Source organism: Amycolatopsis sp. lyj-108 (assembly GCF_046549005.1).
Taxonomy (GTDB): Bacteria; Actinomycetota; Actinomycetes; order Mycobacteriales; family Pseudonocardiaceae; genus Amycolatopsis.
The window spans coordinates 55,797-79,335 of record NZ_JAJPWQ010000001.1; the positions used below are offsets into that span (position 1 = coordinate 55,797).

Here is a 23,539-nt window from a genome sequence, read left to right on the forward strand (position 1 = left end):
GGCGAAGGTCCCGGTCGACCCCGAGTTCCGCTCCTGGTTGACCAACACACCGGAACGACAGCTTCTCGTGGTCGTCCGGACGTTGACGACGCTGAACCGGCTCCAGGACATCTTGACGCTGACGCGTCCCGACCTCCGTATCCAGACGACCTTCACCTTCGACGAGGCCCGGCCGGCGATCCTCTCGGCCGGTGTGGGCGACGCGCTGCGTGATCTGCGTGTCGCCGTCATCCCCTGGGAACAGGCCGCGAAGAACACCTTCGACCTCATCCTCGCGGCGAGTGAGAACGACGCCCTGCACGAATTGAACGGGCCTGTTCTGCTGGTGCCGCACGGCATCGGCTACCAGAAGTACTACCCGGGAGGACGGGTCACGTCGGGGATGGACCCGAGCAGGCTCGTGATCCACGACCGGGTGGTTCCGGCGGCGATCGCGCTCTCGCACTCGGTGCAACGGGAGCAACTGAGGTCGGCTTGCCCCGAGGCGCTGGACAGGGCGGTCGTCGTCGGCGACCCCTGTCACGACCGGATGATGGCGAGCAGGCACCGGGTGGCCGCCTACCGCGCCGCGCTCGGCACCGGGGACCGGAAACTCGTCGCGATCGCGTCGACCTGGGGCACGAATTCGCTGTACGCGCGGCATCCGCGGCTGCTTCGCGAACTGCTCAACGAGTTGCCGCTGGACGACTACCAGATCGTCCTCACCCTGCATCCCGGCGTGTGGGCGGCGCACAGTCCTTGGCAGCTGGAGTCCTGGCTGCACCCCGAACTCAGCGGCGGGGTCACGCTCATTCCCCCGGATCACGGCTGGCAGGCGGCCCTGCTGGCCGCGGATTGTGTGCTCTCCGACCAGGGGTCCGCCGCGCTGTACGCCGCCGCGGCCGACAAACCGGTGCTCCTCACCTCGTCCGGCGCCACCACCACGGTGGACGACTCACCACTGGCCGTCCTGACCCGGACCGTGGCCGAACTGACGGACAACGGACTGCGCGCCCAGATCGACGCGGCCATCGAGGGCCACATGCCGGGCCGCTACCGGTCGATCATCGACCAGGCCGTCGAGGACACCACGAGCGGCCCGCGGCTGGGCGATGTGCTCTACGACCTCTTGGACCTGAAGCGGCCCGAGCCTCCTCCCGACTTCCCGCCGGTGCCGGATCCGTCTCCGGTGAGCCATCCCGTGACCGCGCTCGCCGCCGGAATCGACGAATCCGGGAAACTCGTCCGCTTCCCCGCGTCGACACGACCGGAAGGCCTGAGCCACCGGCATGTTCTCGCGCACGCGGATCAAGCGACCCTTCGCGAGCTGGACGGCGCGGACATCGTGTTCGCGGAGCATCCGGCCCGCTTCGACGAGCTTCTCGCACACTGGCCGCTCGCTCGCCTTGTCGCCGCTCCCACCTCCGGCGGCTGTCTCGCCCACGTCCGGGGTGACGGGGACTTCCTGCTGTCCGCGGAAATCGATCCGACACTCCTGGCGAGTCATCTCTACACGAAACTCGCCGTGCTCACGGATCGCGCGGGGACTCACGAGATCAACGGGCAGCCGGTCACCGTCACCCGGCGTTAGCCAGCACCGCGCGGAACTCCGCCTCCCGTGGATGTCCCGCGTCGAAGTACGTCTGCCAGGCGCGCTGGAAATGCGTATGCGCCCGGGCGTGGTCACCGCGGGCCGCGCAGAGCCTGCCGAACTCCTCCTCGAACTCGGCCGTGTACTGCGTCGCACCGGACACCAGCCGCCACGCCTCGAGCAGTTCGCGTTCGGCGTCGTCGTGGCGGCCGACTGTCCGGAGGTACTTGGCGCGCACCATGGACACCCGGCCGAGGTTCCGCGAATCCGTGTGGGGGAACGCTTGCGCGGATTCGGCGAGCAACGCCCAGACCTGGTCGTACGCACCGGCTTTCAGCAGTACGTTCGCCAGCATGCGACTGTGGATACCGAGCGACCGGCGTCCTGCGTCGGCCATCGCCCGGTCCAGCGTCACGGCTCGCCAGAGGAAGTCCGCGGCGGCCGGGAGGAGCCCTTTCTCCTCGTGGAACCGGCCGCAGAACTCCTGCACGGACGATTCCAGTGCCGGGTTGTCCAGCGTCCGGACCGTTTCGAGAGCGTCTTCCAGCAGTGGCTGGGCGCGGTCGAATTCGTGCAGCAGGAAGAAAGTCCGGCCTTGCTGACTGAGGATTCTCGTGGTGAGAGCCGGATCGCCGAGCCGTTTCGCCGCGAGCAGGCCCCAGTGGTTGATGTGGGCGAAGAGCCGATGGTGCCCGCGATTGAGCATGAGCACTTCGAGCGCGCCGCAGATCTGCCCGAGTTCGACATCCCGTTTCCGTTCGAACGCCTGCTGCGCCAGCGCACCGTAGGTCTCCCGGGCGTCATCGACCCAGTCGAGCGGGTGCTTGCCTTCGAAATCCGGGGCAGGCACGGAAATCGGCGCGTAGCAGCGCAACCGGTCCGGACTGGTGCGGTGATCCGCGGCGACGGCCTGGTCCCGGTAGAACTCCAGAGCCCTGGTGACCGCGACGTCCTTTGTGCCGCGGCGTAGCGCCCCTTCGCGGATCAGGTTGAACAGTTGCTGCCGGGGTGTCCCCGTGGGAGCGAGGAATCCCGCGTCCGCAAGTTCGTCCAGCGCGTCGCTTGCCGGTTTCCCGAAAACGGCCGTCGCCGAAGCCGTCGTGAAGCCGGGGCCGGGGTGGGACGCCAGCAGCGAGCAAAGTTCGGCCGCGTCGGGCGACAGTTCGGCGAACGACTGCTCGAACGCCATCGCGATGACGTCGATCCCGCCCAGTGCCCCGGTTTCCCGGAAACCGGCCAGCACCGACGCGACCGCGCCCGGCCCGCGCCGCAACCGCTTGCCGACGCGGATTCCCGCCAGCACCAAGGCGAACGGCATGTGATCGCACAGACCCGCCAGTTCGACGGCGGCGGCACGTTCGGCTTCGATCGCGGCCGGATCGGAGAACCTGCCGAGAAGTTCGAGGGAGAAGTCGCGTTCGAGGCCGCCGATCTCGATCGGCGGGGCCGGGTACTCGGCCAGCAGATCGTCGCCAGGGCGGATCGCGGTCACCAGCACCAGGCTCGACGGCGAAGGGGGCACCAGATCACGGAGGTCCGCGGCCACCTCGGCGTTGTCGAGTGCCAAGAGAAACCGCCGCCTCGCGGTCACCGAGCGATACTGCGCCCACAGATCGGCCGTGCCGGTGGACACCAGATTCGCCTCGACCCCGAGGCCGCGCAGGATCCGGGCCGCGACATCGGACCGGCGTACCACGCTGCCGTCGCGGTAATCCCCCAGATCGACATACAGCTGACCGTCCGGATAGCGGTCGCGGAGATCTTCCGCGAGCTTGCAGACCAGCGCGCTTTTCCCCGCTCCCCGCGGCCCGGTGATCAGTCGGACGCCCGACGCCGCGGCACTCCGCCGTTCGACGTCCCTGTCGACGAAATGCGCAGGTGCCCCTGGCACGTCACGCTCGCCGACCGCGCCTTGGGCGAGAATCTCCTGAAGCCGCTCCGCGAAGGCGGGGTCGGATTCGAGTAGTTCCCGGACCGCGATCTCCGCGCGGTCGGTATCCGCGAGCAGCGACTCGACGTCATGGGCCGCACGGCGCCGGGCGAGCCGCTTCGTGACCAGATCCTTCAGGCCCCCGGCCGCGCCGGCCGCCAAGGTCTTCGCCACCTCACCCGCAATGACTTCCCACACGACGTGTTCCCCTCGTCACGGCTGGTGCCGAGGCTACCAACCGGAGGGCCGGGCCGTCCCGGCGAGCGTCACGACCTGCCGGTTGTGGAAGTAGTCGTCCTCACGCAGCACCGTGACGCTGCCGGGTGAACCGCGGAAGTCGACGTACCCGGCCGATTCGAGCGGCATCCGGATCCACGCGGCGATCACGAAGGTGAGCGCGCCGCCGTGGGTGACGACGATCTGGTGCTCGCAGCGGCTCTCCAGGATCGACTCCATGGCCGCGTACACCCTCGCGGCCATCGCGCGTTTCGTTTCGGCGCCGGGGATTCCTTCGTCATGCCCGAGCCGGTCGCCGACGGCGGGAGGCGGGACGAACCGGCTGTCCAGCCACTCCTGCGGACGGCCACCGGCTTCTCCGTACGATTTCTCGCGCAGCCGCCGGTCCAGGATCGGTGTCACGCCGAGCCGTTCGCCGATCACTTCCGCCGTCCGGGCGGTGCGGCGCAGGTCCGAGGAGTAGAGCTCCACCTCTTCCGGCACCCTCGCGCGCAGCGACTCGGCGACGGCGGCGGCCGCGCGTTCACCCGCGGGTGTGAGTTCGGAGTCGAACCATCCGCCCACGAGGCGATCGACGTGATGGGTGGCCTCCGGATGCGTGACGACGTAGACGGTGCGCATGCCTCGAATCTAAGCGCGGGTGAGTTTCGCGTAGGCGATGACGTTGTCGAGGTAGTTGCCGGTCGAGGAGTCGAAATCGCCGCCGCAGGTGATCAGGCGCAGTTCGGGCCCGGTCGTGTCGCCGTAGACCTTCTCCGTGGGGAAGGACGCCTTCGAGTGCCGTTCGACCGCGTACACGGTGAACACCGCGGTGCTCCCGTCCACGCGGTGGACGAGGGCTTCGTCGCCGGTCTTCAGTTCCTTGAGCCGGACGAAGACACCGGGGACCTTCTTGTAGTCGACGTGCCCGGCGAGGATGGCGGGCCCGGTCTCGCCGGGTGCCGGGCCGCCGGTGAACCAGCCGGTGGTGATCGCGTCCTGCGGCACCTGCAGGGTGCCGTCACCGGCCAGGCCGAGGTCGACGATCTCGCCGGTGCGGACCCCGATCGCCGGGATCTCGAGCCTCGCCGGTTTCGCGGGCGCGAGCGGCGGCACTTCCGCGACCGAAGACACCGAAGAGGGCGACGCCGGCGACGCGACCTTGCCCGGTGGCGGGACGGCGCACGCGGTCAACGCGGCCGCGAGCACCACCCCGAGGAGCGTGCCGATGACCAGCGGAAAAGGCCAACGACGCCAGGAAGCCAGTGTCATCGTTCGGCACGCCGCCTGAGCACCAGGGACGCGCCCGCGGCCGTCACGGTCAACAGCGCCGCGCCTGCCATCGCGACCACGCCGACCTCCAGGGGACCACCGTTGCCATCTCCGCCGCCGGTCGCGACCCCGCCGACGGGTTTGACCTTCACCTGGCCGGATTTCGCGGGTTCGCCGAACCGGGATTCGCAGGCGTACCCGTCGCGGTCACCGTCGAGCTTGTGCGGGTCTCGCGGGTTCTTCTTGAGCTCGGCCTGTGCGGCGGCCTGCGAGGGGAAATCGGCGCAATCCTTGTCGGCGGATTGCGCCGGTTTGGTTTCCGTGACGATCGGCGGAACGGTGGGAGTGATCGTTTTGGTCGGCGCCGTTCCCCGTTTGGGCAGGTCTTCGCAGGCGACACCATCTTTATTTCGATCAAGCCCGTGCGGATCGGTCCGATCTTTCTCGAGTTCGGCCTGAGCGTCTTCCTGATACTGGAAGTCACCGCAGTTCAGATCGGCGACAGCGGGTGCTTCCGCCAGCGCGAACGCCACGGAAGCGGGGCCGAACAAGGAGAATCCGGTGAGGATGACGGCCGTGCCGAAGGCGCGACGAACCGAGGACATGGGGAGTCCTTTCGCTGGGAATCCGCGCTGCGAGCGCGTTCGATGCACTTAGAATCGCGCACCGGCCCCAGCCGTTACGGATTAATCCGAAAACGCTGACAGTCACTCTAACGAGCGACAAAGACCGTTAATTTCACACGGTTTGGTCGAGCGGAACGTCGAAAGCGACCAAAGTCCCCAGGCTCGGCGAAGAATTGATCGAAAAGCGCCCGCCGGACGTCGTCGCGCGTTCGGCGAGATGACGGAGACCGCGTTTGGCGACCCCCTGCGGGACACCGGATCCGTTGTCCCGCACGCGAAGTTTGACGCCTTCCGCGTCACGGCTCAGTGTCACGCGGGTTTCGCTCGCCCCGGAGTGTCTGACCACATTGGACAGTGCTTCGCGCAGGGCGGCGCGGATGTGGTCCGCCTGTTCGGCCGGGATGTCGGCGAGTTCTCCCGAAAGTTCGAGGGTCGGCGGGTAGCCGAGCAGCTCGCCCGCGATGCGCACCTCGCCCCGCGCGGATTCGGCGAGGTCGGTGGCGATGACCGTCTCGTTCGCGGGTTCCGGGCTGCGCAGGGCGCGCACGGTGCCGCGGATCTCTTCGATGGTCTGGTCGAGCTGGTCGATCGCCTCGGACAGCCGCGCGCCGTCGGCCTGCGCGAACCGCTTCCGCATGTTCTTGCGGACGCGGTCGAGCTGCATCCCGGCACCGTAGAGCCGCTGCACGATGACGTCGTGCAGCTCGCGCGCGATGCGTTCGCGCTCTTGGTACAGGGTCACGCGGTGCCGGGCGTTGGCGCCTTCGGCCAGCGCGAGCACCACGCCTGCCTGGGCCGCGAAGGCCGTCAGGACCTCGACCGTGCTGGCGGAGAACGGCTCCCCGCCGTGACGGCGGTACACGGTGAGCGCGCCGAGGACGCGCCCGCCCGCGCCGAACGCCGACGCCGCGAAAGGCCCGAAGCCCTGGAGCTCCGGCGGCACGAACGGCGCCGTGCGGGGATCGACGGTGAAGTCCTCGCTGACCACCGGCTTCCCGCCGCGGGCGACCTGGCCCGCGGCGGAATCGGCGGAGAAGGCCAGCCCTCGGAGACCTTGAGTGGTGTCCCCGTGCGCGGCCTCGGCGACCACCTGGCCGTCGTCCGCGCGCACCATGACGAGACCGAGGTCGGCCTCGGCCAGTTCGACGGCGCGGGCGACCACGGTCTCCAGCACGTCGCCCGGGTCTTCGCCGGACAGGGCGGTGCCGGTGATCTCGGTGGCGGCGGACAGTGCGCGCGCGGCAAGCGTGGGATCCATGAGCGCTATCGACATTAGACCGCTCCGGCTCTTGTTCGCGCTGTGACCCGGCCCTCCCGCACCTCCAGGATCACGTCCGCGTCGCCGGCTTCGGCGGCGTTGTGCGTGACGTGGACGACGGTCTTCCCGGCGAGCGCCTCGCCGAGCCGTTCGCGGACCGTGCGCGCGGTCGGTTCGTCGAGATGGGCGGTCGGCTCGTCGAGCAGGACGAGATCGGCCCGCGCGGCACCGAGGACGGCACGCGCCAGCGCGACCCGCTGCGCCTGCCCGCCCGACAGTCCGGCGCCCGCGCTGTCGAGCATCGTGGTGAGCTCGACGTCCTCGAGAACGGCCTGGTACAAGGCTTTCCGGAGATCCGCCTCGGACGCCGTCGGTTTGGCGAGCCGCAGGTTCTCGGCGACCGTGGTCGAGACGAGCATCGGTTCCTGCGGCGCCCAGGCGACGTTCTCGGGAGTGGCCACCTCGCCTTTGCTCGGCTTGAGAAAACCGAGCAGGGCCGCGATGAGCGTCGACTTCCCGGCGCCGCTCGGGCCGATGACGGCGACGTGCGTCCCGGGCGCGATGTCGAGGTCGACTCCGGTGAGGACCGGGCGCTCGGTGCCGGGCCAGCCGAGGTCGGCGTTCCGGATCCGTACCCCGCCGGTGCCAGGAACGGTCCGTTCATTGCGAATCTTGCAAGGAACGGACCGTTCATTGCACGCGGCGAGGCGCAGACGGGCCTGGCGAAGGGTGTCCCAGTGCTGCGCGGCTGGCGGAAGAAGGGAGAGGACCTCCGCCAGCGCGAGCGGCACCAGGGCGACCACCGGCGCGAGAACCGGGTTCAGCGCGCCGGCGGCGACGGCGCTCACGGCGAACCCGGTGCTCACGACGGTGGCGGCCCCCGTCGCCAGGATGATCAGGGCGTCGGCCGCGCCGGCACCGAAAGCCTGTCGCCGCGCTTCGGCGGTCAGTGCCGCGTCGGTGGTGGCGATTCGGCGACGTCGCTCTTTGTCGGCCCCGTACGCGATCAGCTCGGCGGCGGCTTCGAACAGGCTCAGCACCTGCGCCGACACCGAACGCCGTCCGGCGGCCAGCGCACTGGTCGCGCGGCGTTCCACCCGGAGCGCGAGCAGCGGCGCGAGCGCGCTGACCAGCACGGCCGCGGCCAGCGCGAGTCCGGCTTCGGGGAGCACGGCGGCCTGGACCGCGACAGCGCCCACGGCCACCAGCGCGACCACGACCAGCGGCGTGATCACGCGCGGGAGCAGGTCGCGCACGGTGTCGGTGTCGCCGACCAGCCGCCGCTGCTCCTCACCGGCCCGAAGCGCGCGTGCCGGCCCGAGCCGCACCAGCGACTCCCACAGCCGGACACGCAGGCTGCCGGCGATCCGGAACGCGGCGTCGTGCGTGACCAGCCGTTCGAGGTAGCGCAGCCCCGCGCGGCCGAGGCCGAACGTCCGCACGCCGACGATCATCACCGTCAGGGTCAGGATCGGCGGCTGCTGCGACGCCTTGGCGATCAGCCAGCCCGAAAGCGCGGTCAGCGCGACCCCGGCGAGCAAGGCTGCGGCACCGAGCAGCGCCCCGCCGAAAAACCTGGGGTGCAGCAGGTCGCGCCAGGGCAGCGGCTTGGTCGCCCGCGCCTCTTCCGCGACTCCGGCTTCCGCCTGCACGCCGGTCGACATGTCGACACCGGACGTGCGTTCATGTGCGGCGATGATCGCGGCTGCACCGTCGTCGACGGCTTCGCGGACCGCGGTCATGACCAGCCCGGCGTTGACCTCGTCGAGGTGGGCGGTGGGTTCGTCGAGCAGGAGCAGCCATGCGCCCGACCGGATCCGCACCAAGGCCCGCGCCACCGCGACGCGCTGCCGTTGTCCCTGCGACAGCTTCGAAACCGGTCTTCCGGCCAGTCCGGTCAGCCCGAGTTCGCCGAGGATGTCGTCGGCGCCGACCTCCTCACGAACCGTGCCCCCGCCGAACACCGGCGACTGAGGCACCCATGCGACGTTCTCGCGCCACTTCTCCAGATCGGCGTCGGCGAGGTCGGTACCGCCGACGGTGATCGTCCCGTCCTGGGCCTGCACGAAGCCGAGCAGCGTGGCGAGCGTCGTCGATTTGCCGCCGCCGCTCGGCGCGCGCAGCCAGGTGATCTCACCGGGCCGGACGCTGAACGTTTCGCCGTCGGGCGCGAATCCGCCGCGCCTCGCGACGCGTAGCCCACCAACGTGGACCTCACCCTTGGCCGGTGTCGCGGAACCGTTGGGCGGCAAGGGTTCCGCGAGCACGTCCGCGACCCGTCGCACGGCCTCGACGCCGTCTTCACTGGCGTGGAACGCGGCACCGACCGCGCGCAGCGGCTGGTAGCACTCCGGCACGAGGATCAGCACGCCGAGCCCGATGGCAAGCGGCAGTTCGCCGGAGACCAGCCGGACGCCGATGACGACCGCGACCAGCGCGACCGAAAGCGTCGCGATCAGTTCCAGCGCGAACGCCGACGCGAACGCGACCTTCAACGTTTTGAGCGTCGTGCGGCGATGCCGTTCGGAGATCTTCCGCACCGTCTCGGCCTGCGCTTCGGCGCGGCGGAACGCGCTGAGGATCGGCAGCGCGCGGACGAGTTCCAGCAGATGCCCCGACAGCCGTTGTTCGGCGTCCGCGGCTTCGGCGACCCGCTCGGCGGTGTGCTTGCCGATCAGGATCGCGAACAGCGGAACCAGCGGCACCGTGATCACGACGAGCAAGGCCGACGGCCAGTCGGCGAACAGGATCGCGGCACCGGCGGCGAGCGGCACGATCGCGGCGGTGACCAGTGCCGGGAGGTACTGGGTGAAGTAGGCGTCGAGCGCGTCGAGTCCCTTGGTGGTCAACGACGTCAGCTCGCCGTGACCGCGGCGCGCGATCCACTCCGGGCCGAGCTTCAAGGCGTGATCGAGCGCCTTCGCGCGCAATTCCTCCTTCGCGCGGGCGGCCGCGCGAACGGAAACGATCCGCACCGCCCAGCCGGTCAACGCGCGCCCGGCGACGAGCGCGAGCAGCACGGCCAGTCCGGCGGTGCGGTCCCCCGGTGTTCCGCGGACGACCGCGGAGAGGACGTCGGCCAGCAGGAAAGCCTGGCCCACCAGCAAGATCGCGTTGACGAAGGAGAGGATTCCACTGAGGATCAACGCCCGGCGCGCCGCACTCGAAAGTGGAGCCAGCGCGCCGAGCGGACCCTTCCCCGGTCGCGCTGGGTCCATTGTGGACTCCGTGGCGGAAAGGGTGTCGCGGCCGGGAAGTTCGGTCATGGTGCGTGCACCGGTGGGATGTGCCGGGTGCCGATGCGCTTGCGGAACACCCAGTACGTCCAGCCCTGGTAGATCAGGACGGCGGGCGCGCCGAACAGCGCGACCCAGGTCATCACGGTCAACGTGTACGGGCTCGACGCCTCGCCCGCGATCGTCAACGTGTTCGCTGGGTCCACAGTGGACGGAAGGACGCTCGGGTACAGCGCCACGAAGATCGCGACGGCCGAAGCAGCGATGACCCCGCCGAGCGCGGCGAACGCCTGCCCTTCGCGGCCCGCGCGGATCCGGAACCACGCGACGACCGCGGCGACGACGGCGATGCCGATGAGGAGCAGCGTCCACAGGTCACCCGTGCGCAGCTGGACGACGATGAGAAACGCGAGCAACGGCAGCAACGCGATCGGGAGCAGGCGGGTGGCCAGGTTCCGCGCCCGGTGACGGAGGTCGCCTTCGGTCTTGAGCGCGAGGAACGCGGCACCGTGGACCAGCGAGAACCCGACGACCGCGAGCGCGCCGAGCAGGGTTTCGACGCGGACGGCGGCGAACGCGCCCCCGACCCGGTCACCGTCGGCGTCGAGCGGGAGGCCGAGGACGGTGGTCGCTAGCAGCAGGCCGACGCCGAACGGCGGGATCCACGAGCCGATCCCGATGACGCGGTCCCAGTTGCGGCGCCAGCGATCGGAGTCGACCTTGCCGCGGTATTCGAACGCGACGCCGCGGCCGATGAGGGCGAGCAGGACCACCAGGAGCGGGAGATACGCGGCCGAGAACAGCGACGCGTACCAGCCGGGGAACGCGGCGAACATCGCGCCGCCGGCGACGATCAGCCAGACCTCGTTGCCGTCCCAGACCGGGCCGATCGTGTTGACCATGACGCGGCGCTCGGTGTTGTCCTTCGCGAGGACCGGCATGAGCATGCCGACGCCGAAGTCGAAGCCTTCGAGGAAGAGGTAGCCGAGCCAGAACAGGGCGATGACGCAGAACCAGATCGTTTCGAGGGTCATCGGGTGCTCCCTGCTGCTGGGGACTGAAGGGGACTTTCGCCGCGTGCGACGCGGCGAAGGGAGCCTTCGGTGCGTGCGATGCGGCGAAGGGCCCCTTCGGCCCGCTGCCCGGCCGCGTGTCCCGCCGGCGGCGTGCGGCGCGTCGCGAAAGCCACTTTCGGGACGCTCAGCGTCGCGAAAGTGGCTTTCGCGACCCTCCCCGTTCCGCGCGAGACCCCCCACGCACCCCAGTCGCCCTGAGTTATCCACAACCGGTCGAGTTGTCCACAGATCGGCTGTGGGTAACCCACCCGAGCGATACCCCCGATACGCTGGGTGCGGGGCCGTCCCCCGGGAAGGGCGGGGGGCTGGGTAGGTGAGCTCAAGAGGAGATCAGTAGGCGAAGGCCAGCGCGTCGTCATCGCTGTCACCGCCTTCGGGGTCGCCGTTCTTGCTGGTCGAGGCCGGTTTCTCGGGTGGCATGACGGCGTCGACGCCGCCGCGGACGTACTTGCGCATCAGGAACACTTCGACGACGCCGAGCGCCGCGTAGACGGTCGTCAGAGCGATCAGCGACGTCCACACCTCGCCTGTGGACAACTTCGAGACCGCTTGCGCGGTGAACATCCACACGCCGTCGACACCGGTCGGATTCGGCACCACCACGAACGGCTGACGGCCCATCTCGGTGAAGATCCAGCCGGCGCTGTTGCCGATGAACGGGGTCGCGATGCCGCCGAGCACGAGCCACGGGAACCATCGCTGCCCGGGGATCCGCCCGCGCCGGGTCAGCCACAGCGCGAGCAGCCCGATCCCGGCCGACATCGCACCGAACCCGATCATCGCGCGGAAGCCCCAGTAGGTCACCGGCAGGTTGGGCACGTAGTCGATCGGCTTGCCCGCGAGCGAACCGAGCTGCGGGTCGTCCGGGTAGTTCGTACCGTATTTCGCCTGGTATTCGGTGATCAGGTTCTCCACGCCCTTGACCTCGGTCGAGAAGTCGTTGTGCGCCAAGAACGAGAGCAGGGCGGGCACGTTGAACGTCTTGACGTCCTCACAGTTCGCGTTCCGGACGTCCCCGATCGCGATGATCGAGAAGCTCGCCGGTTTCTCCGTGTGACACAACGCTTCCGCCGAAGCCATCTTCATCGGCTGCTGCTCGAACATCAGCTTGCCCTGCATGTCACCGGTGATCGCGAGCACCGCGAACGCCACCACGCCGGTCCAGCCGCCGAGACGCAACGACGAACGCCACACGGAGCGGTGCTCGTCGTCCTCCGAACGCTTGCGCCACAGCTGCCAGCCCGCCACGCCGACCAGGAACGCCGCCGCCACCGAGAAGGCGCCCGCCAGCGTGTGCGGGATCGCGGCCAGCGCGGTGTTGTTGGTCAGCACCGCCCAGATCGAGTTCATCGTCGGCTTCCCGTCGACGAACTCGACCCCGACCGGATGCTGCATCCACGAGTTCGCCGCCAGGATGAAGTACGCGGAAGCCACGGTCGCCAGCGAGTACGCCCACGCGCACGCCAGGTGGACCTTCTTCGGCAGCTTGTCCCAGCCGAAGATCCACAGCCCCAGGAAGGTCGACTCGACGAAGAACGCGACGAGCCCTTCCATCGCCAGCGGCGCACCGAAGACGTCGCCGACGAACCGCGAGTACGCGCTCCAGTTCATCCCGAACTGGAACTCCTGCACGATGCCGGTGACCACGCCCATCGCGAAGTTGACCAGCAGGAGTTTCCCCCAGAACTTGGTCATCTTCAGATAGCGCCGGTCACCTGTCCGTACCCACGCCGTCTGCATCCCGGCGACCAGGACGGAAAGCCCGATGGTCAGCGGGACCATCAGGAAGTGATAGACGGTGGTTATGCCGAACTGCCACCTAGCGAGATCGAGAACCTCCACGCCTCAAGCCTGCTCACCCCGGGGTGCGCCCGCCAGTTCAAGTGGTCCCGTTCTCGCCGGGACGTAGGTCCCGCGCCCTGGTCAGCCGAGTCCGGCGAGTGTGAGTCGTGCCTCGTCGGCGATCTGCCGCCGCACGCCCGAATCCCCCAGTGTCAGCACGTGGGCCAGCGCCAACGCGTACGCGGTGTCGAAAGCGGCCTCGACGCCGACGGCGATGTCGGGCCGGACGCCGACGCCTTCCCAGTTGGTTCCCGTGACCGGGTTCACGGCCCGTCCACCCGGGACGGTGACATCCAGATGGGCGTCCACTTTGTACTGTCGCCGCGGGTTCGCCCCGCCGCCGGTGACCGCGCCGACCGTTTTCGCGCGCCCCAGTTGCTGCAACGAGTAGCTCAGATCCTCGGCACCGGAGAACGTGGTCGGCCCGGTCAGCACCCACACCGGCTTGTCCGCGCCGAACTTGCGGCCCGGTACGTACGGCAGCGTCCAGAACTGGTTGGTCACGTCGCCGTCGCGCAGGTAAATACTGTTGAAGTGCGTCGGCTCGTCGACCAGGTAGCTGATCAGCAGCGCGACCGCCATCGGATCCCCGCCCCGGTTCTCCCGGACGTCGATGATCAGCGCGTCGGTGGTCGCGAGCAGCGTCATCGCGGCGGCCAGCGCCTCACCGGCGATGTCCGGCCCGTAGAACAGCTTGGTCTCCAGGTAGCCGACGTTCCCGGCCAGCCGTCGCGCCGACGCGATGCCGTGGCCGTTCAGTTCCGCCTCGCGCCGGAACTGCTCGGGATCGAACGACTCCCCGTTCACGTCGGGCAGCGGGTCGACGTGATGCCGTAGCCGCAGGTGTTTGTCCCCGTTGACCGACTGCAGGTCCTGGGTGACCGCGACGGCGAACGCCTGATCGTCGAGCCCCGCGTACGCGCCGTCACCCAGCCTCGCCCGCAGGAGCACCGTCAGCTTTTCGGCGACGTCGGGGAACACGTAGTGGTCCTTCAGCCGCTTGCACACGTCCTCGATCCGCGCTCTGTCGTCCATGCTCCCGGACGCTACCAGCGGAGCCTGAAAAAAGAATTCGGTTCACCGAAAACTCAATTCCGCCCCGCCATGAAACACAATTCGCCCGCACATGCCGTCCGATTCGGAAAAGCCATCAGCTTGCCTTTCTCTGAATCGCCCCTTTATCGTTGCAGTGAAAGGGGTGAAGAACCATCATGTCTAGCTCGATGCTGGCGCTGATCAGCGCGTTCGGCCTGGTACTCGCGGTGGAACTGCCGGACAAGACCCTCGTCGCCACCCTGGTTCTCACCACCCGTTTCCGCGCGTGGCCGGTATTCGCCGGGGTCACCGCCGCATTCGCCGTGCAATGCGCGATCGCCGCCACCTTCGGCAGTGTGCTCACTTTGCTGCCGGAGACGCTGGTGGCCGTGATCGTCGCCGCGATGTTCGGTATCGGCGCTTTCATGCTCCTTCGTGAAGGGTTCAAGCCGGGCAAGGACGGCGGAGAGGACGCGTCGCGTTCCGGGCCGAGCCCCGCGACCTTCTTCCGCTCCGCGCTGACGTCGTTCGGTGTGCTGTTCGCCGCCGAATGGGGCGACGCCTCCCAGCTCGCGACGGCCAGCCTGACCGCCCGCTTCGGCAACCCGTTCGCTGTCGCGCTCGGCTCCTTCGTCGCGTTGGTCGCCGTCGCCGGGCTCGCCGTCTTCATCGGCGCGAAGGTGCGGAGCCGCATCCGCCCGAAGCTCATCCAGCGCGTCGCGGGCTTCGTCTTCGCCGGGTTCTCCCTGTTCGCGCTGGCCCAGCTCGCGTTCTGAGGCGCACGGGGTTTTCACAGGTTCGCCGGGTAACCTTTCGGAAACGAAAAGGTGAACACCCGCCCGACGTGCCTGGAGAAACCGGTCGTGACCTCCCCGAAGATCCTCGCGGCCCGTGCCGTCTCCCCCGTGCACGGCAGGCTCGCGATCTTCGGCATGGCCGTCGCCGTCGCCATCTCGATCGACCTGCATCTACGGCTGTCCGGCCAGGTCAGCCCGATCTGGCAGACGCTGTCCGAGTACGTGTACGGCTATCTCTCGCCCGGTTCGACGGCGGCGCCGCTGTTCGGCGCGATGTGCCTGGCGCTGGGGTTGGGATCGCTCGCGCTCCTCGGCGGCATCGCGAAGGCCCACCGCAGCGGCTACGCGTCCGTTCTCGTCCTGCTCGGCGTGTGGTGTGCCGGGCTGTTCGTCCTCGCGCTCGTCCCCGTCGACCCCGAGGGACAGGCCCGTTCGCTGGCCGGGCAGATCCACAACTACGCCGCGCTGGCGGCCTTCCTCGCACTTCCCGCCGCCGCCTGGCTGCTGACCCGTCCCGGCCGGGCGCGCTGCCCCTGGGAGCCGCGCCGCACGACGATCCGGCGGCTTTCGGTGGCCAGCTTCGCCGCGGTGATGATCGTGCTCGGCGGCTTCGTCTGGACGATGCTCACCGGGCCGTCACAGCAGGAGGTGACGCTCGGCCTGTTCGAGCGGCTGCTGTTCGCGGTGGACCTCGCCCTGCTGGCGACCATGGTGCGCCCGCTGCTCAGCCACCGCTGACGCGCTACTCGGGCTGCTTCAGCACTTCGGCCAGCCGGACGGCGGCCGCGACGACCGCCGGGCCCACCACGGAGGCGTCCAGCGGCTCCAGCGACACGACGCCGAGGCTGGCCTTCAAGCCCGGCACCCCGCGCACGGGCGCGGCGACCCCGGACGCGCCGGCCTCCAGTTCACCGGACGAGGTGACCCAGCCTTCGCCGCCGGGGCGCAGCGTGATCGCCTTGCCCGCGGCGCCGGCGGACAGTGGATGGCGGGTGCCGACGCGGTAGGCCACGTGGAAGCTCGTCCACGACGGCTCGACGACCGCGACGGCCTGCGCCTGGTCCCCCTGCGCGACCGACAGATGCGCGGTCGCGCCGACCTTCTCCGCCAGTTCGCGCAGGACCGGCCTGGCCGCCTCGCGCAGCTGCGGGAGGACCTGTCCGGCGAGCCGGAGCAGGCCGACACCCAGCCGCACCTTGTTACCGTCACGCCACACCAGACCGCGTTCGGACAGCGGGACGAGCAGCCGGTAGACGGCGGCCCGGCTCGCGCCGATGGCGACGGCGAGTTCGGAGATCGTCGCCGCCTCGCCACCCGCGTCCGCCACCGCCTGCAGCAACGCGAGCCCTCTGTCCAGGGTCAGCGACCCTTCGCGAGTCACAGCAACCCGAGTTCTCCGAGGTCGGCGACGGGCTCGTCGAACGAGGCCGCCGCGTAGGACGCGAAGAACCCGCGAACGGCCTTCGCGGCCGGTTCCGACAATCCCTTGGCCTCGGCGGCCAGTGCGGCTCCGTCGGTCGATTCGAGGGCGGCGCGCACGTCACCGCCCGAAAGGCAGCGCGCGGACGCGACGATCAGGTTCAGGAACCCGTGATGGGTGAAGCCGCTCGACTCCTCGGTGTGCCGGACGGCGCGGTGCAGGCTGTTCGTCGCCTTGAACGACGCCCCTGCCGAGCCGCTGACCACCGCGAGGAAGTCGGCGACCTCGTCGACGCTGGGGAAGTTCTCGCCCGCCTTGCCGCCGCAGCGGATCTTCGGCCAGCTGCCGTGCTCGATCACCTTCCGCACGCCGTCCAGCCAGCCGACGCCGCGGCGCGGCTCGACCACGCGGATGACGTCCTCGGGCACGAACTCGGAGACGCGCTCCAGCCAGACCTCGTCGACGTCCGACGGCGCCGGCATCTCCACCATCCGCAGCGCGAGGATCTCGCTGCGCGATTCGACGATGGAGATCGCCTTCGGGACCCCGCCGAGACCGGTGTCGATGATCAGCGACAGCGGCAGCGGTTCCTTGGGTTTGATCTTGATGAGTTCGGTGATGAGCTCGGGCAGCCTCGACGCCTGGCACAGGAACACACCGAGGATGCCGGAGTGTTCACCGGCCCTCGACGCGAAGTGCGCACGCAGCGCTTCGGGCATGGACGCCTCGCCGGGCGGGAACAACGCCGAGTCGTCGACGAGCCGCGCGAACAGGGGAGGGATTCCTCGGGGGCCGGGTGGCGTGAGTTCCACAGCGCTTGACACGACTGACACGCTAGTAGCGTACGACATCAGGACAAAATCGTTCGCACAACGGACACGTTCCGGGGAGATTCCGATGCCTTACTACCGGCAGGTAGGCGAGATCCCGCACAAGCGTCACACCGCGTTCCGCAAGCCCGACGGGGGCCTGTACGCGGAGGAACTGATGGGTGTCGAGGGCTTCTCGGCGGACTCGGCGCTGCTCTATCACCGCGGGCTGCCCACCGCGATCGTCGACGCCGTCGCGATCGAGGACGAACGCGGCCCGATCGCCCCGAACCACCCGCTCAAGCCCCGCGCCTTCAAGACCCACGACCTCAAGTTCGGCGACGCGGACGCGGTCACCGACCGGCGACGGCTGTTCGGCAACGCCGACGTCACCATCGGCTTCGTGCACGCGACGCGCCCTTCGCCGCTGTACCGCAACGCGGCAGGCGACGAGCTCTTCTACGTCCAGGGTGGCAGCGCGACCGTCGAGACGATCTACGGCTCGCTGGAGGTCGGCGACGGCGACTACCTCGTCATCCCGACGTCGTGCACCTATCGCGTACTTCCGCACGAAGAGGTCAAGCTGCTGACCATCGAGGCGCGCGGCCACATCGGCCCGCCGAAGCGGTACCTGTCGGCGAAGGGCCAGTTCCTGGAGCACTCGCCGTACTGCGAACGCGACATCCGCGGCCCGTCCGAGCCGCTGGTCGTCGACGGCACCGACGTCGAAGTCCTCGTTCGGCACCGCGCCGGGCTGACCCGCTACACCTACGCGACCCACCCGTTCGACGTCGTCGGCTGGGACGGCTGTCTGTACCCGTGGGTCTTCAACATCGACGACTTCGAGCCGATCACCGGCCGCGTGCACCAGCCGCCGCCCGTGCACCAGACGTTCGAGGGGCCGAACTTCGTGGTCTGCTCGTTCTGCCCGCGCAAGGTCGACTACCACCCGGAGTCGATCCCGGTGCCGTACAACCACGCGAACGTCGACTCCGACGAACTGATGTTCTACGTCCGCGGGAACTACGAGGCGCGCAAGGGCTCCGGGATCGAAGTCGGCTCGCTTTCGCTGCACCCGTCGGGCTTCACGCACGGGCCGCAGCCCGGCGCGGCCGAGGCGTCGATCGGCGCCCAGTTCTTCGACGAGACCGCGGTCATGGTGGACACCTTCGCGCCGTTGGAACTCGGCGAAGCGGCCGACGCGTCGGAGGATCCCGGCTACGCGTGGACCTGGTCCGGACGCGGCCCCGGCGCGTGACGACCCCGCAATTCGTCACCTACTTGCGGCGTTCGAAGACGTGCACCGGCCAGTGCCCGCGCAAGTAGGTGACGAATTGCGCCGAAACGTGGCGGGATAAGTACCGCCACGGCCGCAACGGTTCGGCAACACGACCCCAGGCGGGGTGAAACCTCCGGATAATCGGTGTCCCCACCGCTGGAGGTCTTCATGGTCGTGAAACCCGGGCAATCCCGAGGCGGCCGGAAGGTCCTGGCGTTCGTGGCCGCGGCGGTGGTCGCCATCGGCCTGATCATCGGCTTGCGCGCGCTCACGAGCGATTCCGGCGAGGAGGCCGCGGAAGCGAAGTGCACGACGGGTGACGCGGTCAAGCTGCAGGTGTCGTCGTCGCCGGAGAAGGCAGGCGTCGTCACCGAGATCGCCAAGGGCTACAGCGGCCGCACGGTGGCCGGACGGTGCGTCGACGTACTGGTGCAGTCGAAGTCGTCCGGAACCGCGATGCAGGCGTTGTCCCGCGGCTGGAACGAGGCGGTGGACGGCCCGCGGCCGGACGTCTGGACACCCGCGGCGTCCGGCTGGGTGAACCTGCTTCGCCAGAACCTCACCGGCACCGATCATCCCGCTCTGGTGCCCGAGGGCGATCCGGAATCGGTCGCGAACGCGCCGCTGGTCGTCGCCATGCCGAAACCGATGGCCGAAGCGCTCGGCTGGCCTGGCAAGGGCATCGGCTGGAAGGATCTCGCCGCGCTCGCCACGGATCCGCAGGGCTGGGCGAAGTACGGCCACCCGGAATGGGGGAAGTTCCGGCTGGGGAAGACGAATCCGAACATCTCCACCTCCGGCCTCAACGCCACCATCGGCGCCTACTACGCGGCGACGGGCACGTCTTCGGACCTCACCGCGAACGCGCTCGCGAAGCCGGAGGCGCGGACGTTCGTGCAGAACGTCGAGCAGGCCATCGTCCACTACGGCGACAACACGCTGACGTTCCTGACGAACCTGCAGAAGGCCGACGACCGCGGCGCCGCGATGTCGTACATCTCGGCGGTGACGGTCGAGGAGAACTCGCTCGTCGGCTACAACCAGGGCAATCCCACCAACGACCCGGAGAAGCGCGGGCAGCACGCGCCGCCGAAGGTGCCCCTCGTCGGCATCTACCCGAGCGACGGCACGCTCAACTCCGATCACCCGTTCACCGTGCTGAACTGGGCCGACGATCTCCACAAGCAGGTCGCGGCGGACTTCCTCGCACATCTGCGCGGCGCCGAGGCGCAGCAGAAGTTCAGCGACATCGGCTTCCGCACGTTCGACGGGAAGCCCGGCTCGCAGACCACCACGGAGAACGGCGCCCAGCCGGACACGAAGCTCAACCTGATCCGCCCGCCGAGCCCGCCGGTGCTGACCGAGGTGCTGAAATCGTGGAAGGACCTGCGGAAGAAGGCGAACGTGCTGCTGGTCGTCGACGTCTCCGGCTCGATGGGCGACAGCGTCGGCGGCACGGGGAAGAACAAGATGGATCTCGCGAAACAGGCGGCCGTGGCGTCGTTGCCGCAGTTCAGCGACGCGGACAAGGTCGGGCTGTGGATGTTCTCGACGAAACTGAGCGGCGACAAGGACTACGTCGAACTCCGGCCGGTGTCGCCGATCGGCGGTGAGCCGGGCAGGCGGGAGCTCGCGTCGCGGCTGAACGGGCTGACCCCGCAGAACGGGACCGGGCTCTACGATTCGTCGCTCGCGGCCTACGAATTCATGAAGCAGCGGCTGGATCCGAACGCGATCAACGCCGTCGTCGTGCTCACCGACGGCCGGAACGAGGATCCGGGCGGCATCGATCTGCCGAACCTCGTCGGGCAACTGCGAGCCGAGGGCGGTGGCGAAGCGGTGCGGATGTTCACCATCGCCTACGGCGCCGACGCCGACTTGGACGTGCTCAAGGAGATCGCCGAGACCACGCAGGGCGTCGGGTACGACTCGTCCAAACCGGACTCGATCGACCAGGTCTTCACCGCCGTCATCTCGAATTTCTGAGATCCTCGGATATGCGCTTCGTCCGTGAGTTGGGTGAGCCGTGGGGACTGCTCCTCGCGGCGACGTCGGCCGGTGCGGCCTGGGCGGTGCAACTGCCGGTGCTCGCCGCGCTCGGCGTCGGCGTGACCGTGCTCGCCGCCCGCGCCGGGGTCGCCGCCGTCACGCGGCCGAAACCGGAGCCCGAACCCGAAGAGCGGGCTCTGCCCGACGTCGAGCCGGGCTCACCGGAGGCGGGCTGGTTGCGGCGCGCGGAAGCCGCGGCCGAAGGATTCCGGTCGATCTCCGGCTCGCTCGACACCGGCCCGCTCGCCGACCGGGTGGCCGACATGGAACCGGTGGTGCGGGAAACCGTCGACACCCTCCGGCGGCTGGCCGGCCGCACATCCGCCACCGGGAAAGCATTGGCACGCGTGGATCTCGGCGCGGTATCGGCCGAGAAAGCCCGGCTGCGCAAGGAATTGAAGACCGCCGACGACGACATCCGCGGCGACCTGACCCAGTCGCTCGAGGCCGTGCAGGCACAGGAAGACGTGCACGCGCGGCTTTCGAGCGCGCAACGGAAACTGCTGGCACAACTGCGATCCGGTGCGCTCGGACTCGACGGCCTTGTCGCCAGGGCGGCCGAACTTTCGGCCGCCACCGGCGATTCGCTGCTCGACACCACCACCATCGGCGAGTTGAGCGAGCAGCTGGAAGGGATCCGGCGGGGCGTCGTGGAGACCGAAGAGGCGACGCGACGCTCGCTCAGTTGAGGGTTGAGGACGGCTGGACCGAATCGCCACTCACGACCCGAACTTGACCTGACCGAAAACCGCGTGACCGGGCACTCCGGCCTTCGCCATCTTCCCGGCCACCGGCACGCCGAGCACCCACAGCCGTCCGGTCGCGGCGATGTTCGCGGCCAGGGACGGATCCGAGCCGGCGGCCTGGACGGTGACCTCGCGACCGCCGGGCAGGACCGTCCGGCCCTTCAGCGTCACCATGCCGAAGAGGTTGACCGACGCCGGTCCGGAAATGACGGCTAGTTCGGTCCACCGCGGTTCGGGTGACGGCCGGGCGACCACGAGTGCCGTGATGCCGAGCCCGATCGTCGCGAGACCACAGAGGACGGCGAGAACCCGCGTGTTCGGCACGATGAGGCTGTCGCGGTCCGGGAAGTCGAACGAGACCCAGAGCGCGAAAGCGCCCGCCACCACGGTGATCCCGGCGCCGAGCAGGTAGTACGAAGCCAGCAGCCGTCGTTGCAGGGTGAGCATCCGTCCCGGCGTGACCGGCTCGGCCACCAGCGGCGCCGAACCCTTCACCGGGGCGTCCCGGAACACGCCGCGCCGGGGGCCGATGACACCCGGCAGCAGGACGAACGGGCCGAGCACCCACAGCCGCCGCTGCGCCGCGAGTTGCGCGCGGAGCGGGGCGGGCAGCCGGACGACCAGCCACCGGCCGTCGAGCGGGACGCTTACGCGAGAACCGGCGACGACAGCGTCGTCCAGCCCGCTCACCAGGCGGAACGGCTTCGCGCTGAGCCTCCGCATCGGCAAGGATCCGGCGAAGACGACGTAGCCGAAGTAGAGCGAAACCGGTGTCATGAAGCAGAGCAGGAACGTGGGCGCGGCGATCCCGTACCGCCCCGACACCGCCTGGAGGACGCCCAGCACCACGAGCACCCCGCCGGCGACCGACGTCGTGCCGAGGGTCGTGATGAGGCGGTCGAGAAGGGGTCGCAGGACCGGCATGTTCGACGCCGGAATCCCTTCGGGTGGTTCGAGCACCCGGATTCTGTGGTCTTCCACCTGGTCAACGTATACGGATGCGGTGAGAAGTGATCCAGGCTACTTCCACTCAGCATCCAGGTCAGGTTAGGCTCGCCTAACTAGGAGGTGAGCCGTGACCACACCGACGTCCATTCGCCGCCCGCCGGCGCCGAACCCCGCGGAACGCGCGAAGACGATCGCCACCCGCAACGGCCCGGCGACGCTGATGCCGACCGCCGAACAGCGTGACCGGCCAGGACCGTACGGCCGCGTGATCCCCGAGCTGCACCACGTGCACACGAGCGGCAGCGTCAGCATCCTGCTGCCGGACGAGCATCCCCTGGTCGAACGCGCGCACGAAGCCCAGCGTAGCGAGCTCGCGGTGATGGTCGAACTGACCGATCAGGCACCGGTCGACCTGCGCGAACCCATCCGCGGGCTGTTGTGGATCACGGGCTGGCTCCGCCCGCTCTCCGAGGTCTCGGCCCGCGCCCGCGCCGTCTCCATCGCCGAAACCCGGCCGGACGAGCGGCTGCTGGACGTCGGGCACGGCCTGACGCTGCTGCGCCTGACCCCGGCGTCGCTGGTGCTCGCCGACGCCGAGGGCACGCATTCGCTCCGGCCGCATATGTTCAGCGCCGCGCCGCCGGACCCGTTCCACGACTACGAGGCCGCGTGGCTGCGGCATCTCGAGACCGACCACGCCGACGTCGTCCAGCAGCTCGCCAAACACGTGCCCGCCGAACTGCGCGGCGGCTGGATCCGGCCGCTCGGGCTGGACCGTTACGGCCTGCGGCTGCGCGTCGAGGCCGACTCCGGCGACCACGACGTCCGGCTCGCGTTCTCGCGTCCGGTCGAAGGGCCGCAGCAGTTGAGCGGCGAGATCCGCCGTCTTGTCGGCTGCCCCTACTTTCCGCAGGGTTAAGCGAGTTCCGCCGGGAATCCGCCCTTCGCGACCGGCCCCCACGATTCGATGGTGACGCGAATGATGCTCTTGCCCTGCTTCACCATCGCTTCGCGGTATTCGTCCCAGTCAGGGTGTTCGCCCGAGATCGCGCGGTAGTAGTCGACCAGCGGCTCGACCGAGCCGGGGAGGTCGAGCACCTCGGCGGTGCCGTTCAGCTGGACCCACTGGTCGTTCCACTCGTCGGAAAGGACGCAGGCGGACACCTTCGGCTCGCGTCGCACGTTCACGACTTTCGCGCGCTTCGGGTACGTGGAGATGACCAGACGGCCTCCGGCGTCGACACCGCAGGTCACCGGGGAAAGCTGGGGGCCGCCGTCGGCCTTCGTGGTCATGAGGATGGCGCGGTGGCGGGTGGACAGGAAGTCGACGAGCGCGGCGCGGTCGACGGTTTCGTTGGTCGCGATGCTCCTTGGCATGACCCGACGGTAGCTCGCCGACCGACACGGCGGGGCGCCCACGCGTGCCCGAG

The 23,539-nt window shown here is 69.3% G+C and carries 20 protein-coding genes; 7 read left to right on the forward strand and 13 right to left on the reverse strand.

The features are described 5' to 3' along the window. Positions 1 to 37 precede the first annotated feature (37 nt). Positions 38 to 1,570 (forward strand): hypothetical protein, encoded by a 1,533-nt coding sequence (locus ACLJO0_RS00285; RefSeq protein WP_410576071.1) that lies wholly within the window; start codon positions 38 to 40, stop codon positions 1,568 to 1,570. Here ACLJO0_RS00285 and ACLJO0_RS00290 read toward each other — a convergent pair. The 9 genes from ACLJO0_RS00290 to ACLJO0_RS00330 form a co-directional block, all read right to left on the reverse strand. Next, positions 1,557 to 3,698, reverse strand: coding sequence for a hypothetical protein (locus ACLJO0_RS00290; protein ID WP_410576072.1), 2,142 nt, complete (start codon positions 3,696 to 3,698; stop codon positions 1,557 to 1,559). The genes ACLJO0_RS00285 and ACLJO0_RS00290 overlap by 14 nt on opposite strands. A gap of 33 nt (positions 3,699 to 3,731) precedes the next feature. Beyond that, complete coding sequence (locus ACLJO0_RS00295; protein WP_410576073.1) at positions 3,732 to 4,358, reverse strand: histidine phosphatase family protein; 627 nt, start codon at positions 4,356 to 4,358, stop codon at positions 3,732 to 3,734. A gap of 9 nt (positions 4,359 to 4,367) precedes the next feature. After that, on the reverse strand, positions 4,368 to 4,988 hold the full coding sequence (locus tag ACLJO0_RS00300) for a class F sortase (RefSeq protein WP_410576074.1): 621 nt from the start codon (positions 4,986 to 4,988) through the stop codon (positions 4,368 to 4,370). Next, the gene (locus tag ACLJO0_RS00305; protein ID WP_410576075.1) at positions 4,985 to 5,593 is read right to left on the reverse strand and encodes an excalibur calcium-binding domain-containing protein; all 609 of its coding nucleotides are present in this window, start codon (positions 5,591 to 5,593) and stop codon (positions 4,985 to 4,987) included. The genes ACLJO0_RS00300 and ACLJO0_RS00305 overlap by 4 nt, the downstream gene beginning before the upstream one ends. Before the next feature lie 133 nt (positions 5,594 to 5,726). Continuing rightward, positions 5,727 to 6,872 (reverse strand): GAF domain-containing sensor histidine kinase, encoded by a 1,146-nt coding sequence (locus ACLJO0_RS00310; protein WP_410576076.1) that lies wholly within the window; start codon positions 6,870 to 6,872, stop codon positions 5,727 to 5,729. A gap of 14 nt (positions 6,873 to 6,886) precedes the next feature. Next, the gene (gene cydC / locus ACLJO0_RS00315) at positions 6,887 to 10,138 is read right to left on the reverse strand and encodes a thiol reductant ABC exporter subunit CydC (protein ID WP_410576077.1); all 3,252 of its coding nucleotides are present in this window, start codon (positions 10,136 to 10,138) and stop codon (positions 6,887 to 6,889) included. Next, the gene (cydB, locus tag ACLJO0_RS00320; RefSeq protein ID WP_410576078.1) at positions 10,135 to 11,142 is read right to left on the reverse strand and encodes a cytochrome d ubiquinol oxidase subunit II; all 1,008 of its coding nucleotides are present in this window, start codon (positions 11,140 to 11,142) and stop codon (positions 10,135 to 10,137) included. The genes cydC and cydB overlap by 4 nt, the downstream gene beginning before the upstream one ends. A gap of 372 nt (positions 11,143 to 11,514) precedes the next feature. Next, a complete protein-coding gene (locus ACLJO0_RS00325; protein WP_410576079.1) occupies positions 11,515 to 13,026 on the reverse strand; it encodes a cytochrome ubiquinol oxidase subunit I in 1,512 nt (503 codons plus the stop codon). Positions 13,027 to 13,107: 81 nt separating this feature from the next. Further along, positions 13,108 to 14,061: a S41 family peptidase gene (locus ACLJO0_RS00330; protein ID WP_410576080.1), complete on the reverse strand. Its 954-nt coding sequence runs from the start codon at positions 14,059 to 14,061 to the stop codon at positions 13,108 to 13,110. Positions 14,062 to 14,249: 188 nt separating this feature from the next. Here ACLJO0_RS00330 and ACLJO0_RS00335 point away from each other — a divergent pair, with 188 nt between their 5' ends. After that, positions 14,250 to 14,837 carry a TMEM165/GDT1 family protein gene (locus tag ACLJO0_RS00335; RefSeq protein ID WP_125791520.1) on the forward strand — a complete coding sequence of 196 codons (588 nt, stop codon included), beginning with the start codon at positions 14,250 to 14,252 and terminating at the stop codon, positions 14,835 to 14,837. An 87-nt stretch (positions 14,838 to 14,924) separates the two neighbouring features. Beyond that, complete coding sequence (locus ACLJO0_RS00340; protein ID WP_410576081.1) at positions 14,925 to 15,596, forward strand: DUF998 domain-containing protein; 672 nt, start codon at positions 14,925 to 14,927, stop codon at positions 15,594 to 15,596. Between the two features lie 4 nt (positions 15,597 to 15,600). On the opposite strand, the gene ACLJO0_RS00345 is transcribed toward ACLJO0_RS00340, so the two are convergent. Continuing rightward, positions 15,601 to 16,239 carry an IclR family transcriptional regulator gene (locus ACLJO0_RS00345; RefSeq protein ID WP_125780461.1) on the reverse strand — a complete coding sequence of 213 codons (639 nt, stop codon included), beginning with the start codon at positions 16,237 to 16,239 and terminating at the stop codon, positions 15,601 to 15,603. Beyond that, complete coding sequence (locus tag ACLJO0_RS00350; protein WP_410576928.1) at positions 16,236 to 17,090, reverse strand: hypothetical protein; 855 nt, start codon at positions 17,088 to 17,090, stop codon at positions 16,236 to 16,238. Before ACLJO0_RS00350 ends, ACLJO0_RS00345 begins: the two co-directional genes overlap by 4 nt. An 85-nt stretch (positions 17,091 to 17,175) precedes the next feature. Here ACLJO0_RS00350 and ACLJO0_RS00355 point away from each other — a divergent pair, with 85 nt between their 5' ends. From ACLJO0_RS00355 to ACLJO0_RS00365, 3 genes are all read left to right on the forward strand, one after another. Next, positions 17,176 to 18,345, forward strand: a complete 1,170-nt coding sequence (locus ACLJO0_RS00355; protein WP_125790559.1) for a homogentisate 1,2-dioxygenase — start codon at positions 17,176 to 17,178, stop codon at positions 18,343 to 18,345. Positions 18,346 to 18,534: 189 nt separating this feature from the next. Then, positions 18,535 to 20,352: a substrate-binding and vWA domain-containing protein gene (locus ACLJO0_RS00360; RefSeq protein ID WP_410576929.1), complete on the forward strand. Its 1,818-nt coding sequence runs from the start codon at positions 18,535 to 18,537 to the stop codon at positions 20,350 to 20,352. Between the two features lie 11 nt (positions 20,353 to 20,363). After that, positions 20,364 to 21,104, forward strand: a complete 741-nt coding sequence (locus ACLJO0_RS00365) for a hypothetical protein (RefSeq protein ID WP_125790561.1) — start codon at positions 20,364 to 20,366, stop codon at positions 21,102 to 21,104. Between the two features lie 30 nt (positions 21,105 to 21,134). Here ACLJO0_RS00365 and ACLJO0_RS00370 read toward each other — a convergent pair whose 3' ends face one another. Further along, the gene (locus ACLJO0_RS00370; RefSeq protein ID WP_410576082.1) at positions 21,135 to 22,142 is read right to left on the reverse strand and encodes a hypothetical protein; all 1,008 of its coding nucleotides are present in this window, start codon (positions 22,140 to 22,142) and stop codon (positions 21,135 to 21,137) included. Positions 22,143 to 22,236: 94 nt separating this feature from the next. On the opposite strand from ACLJO0_RS00370, the gene ACLJO0_RS00375 reads away from it, so the two are divergent. Beyond that, positions 22,237 to 23,028, forward strand: coding sequence for a DUF2470 domain-containing protein (locus ACLJO0_RS00375; protein ID WP_410576083.1), 792 nt, complete (start codon positions 22,237 to 22,239; stop codon positions 23,026 to 23,028). Here the strand turns inward: ACLJO0_RS00375 and ACLJO0_RS00380 are convergent. Beyond that, positions 23,025 to 23,486 (reverse strand): PPOX class F420-dependent oxidoreductase, encoded by a 462-nt coding sequence (locus ACLJO0_RS00380; RefSeq protein ID WP_410576084.1) that lies wholly within the window; start codon positions 23,484 to 23,486, stop codon positions 23,025 to 23,027. The genes ACLJO0_RS00375 and ACLJO0_RS00380 overlap by 4 nt on opposite strands. Between the last annotated feature and the right edge of the window lie 53 nt (positions 23,487 to 23,539).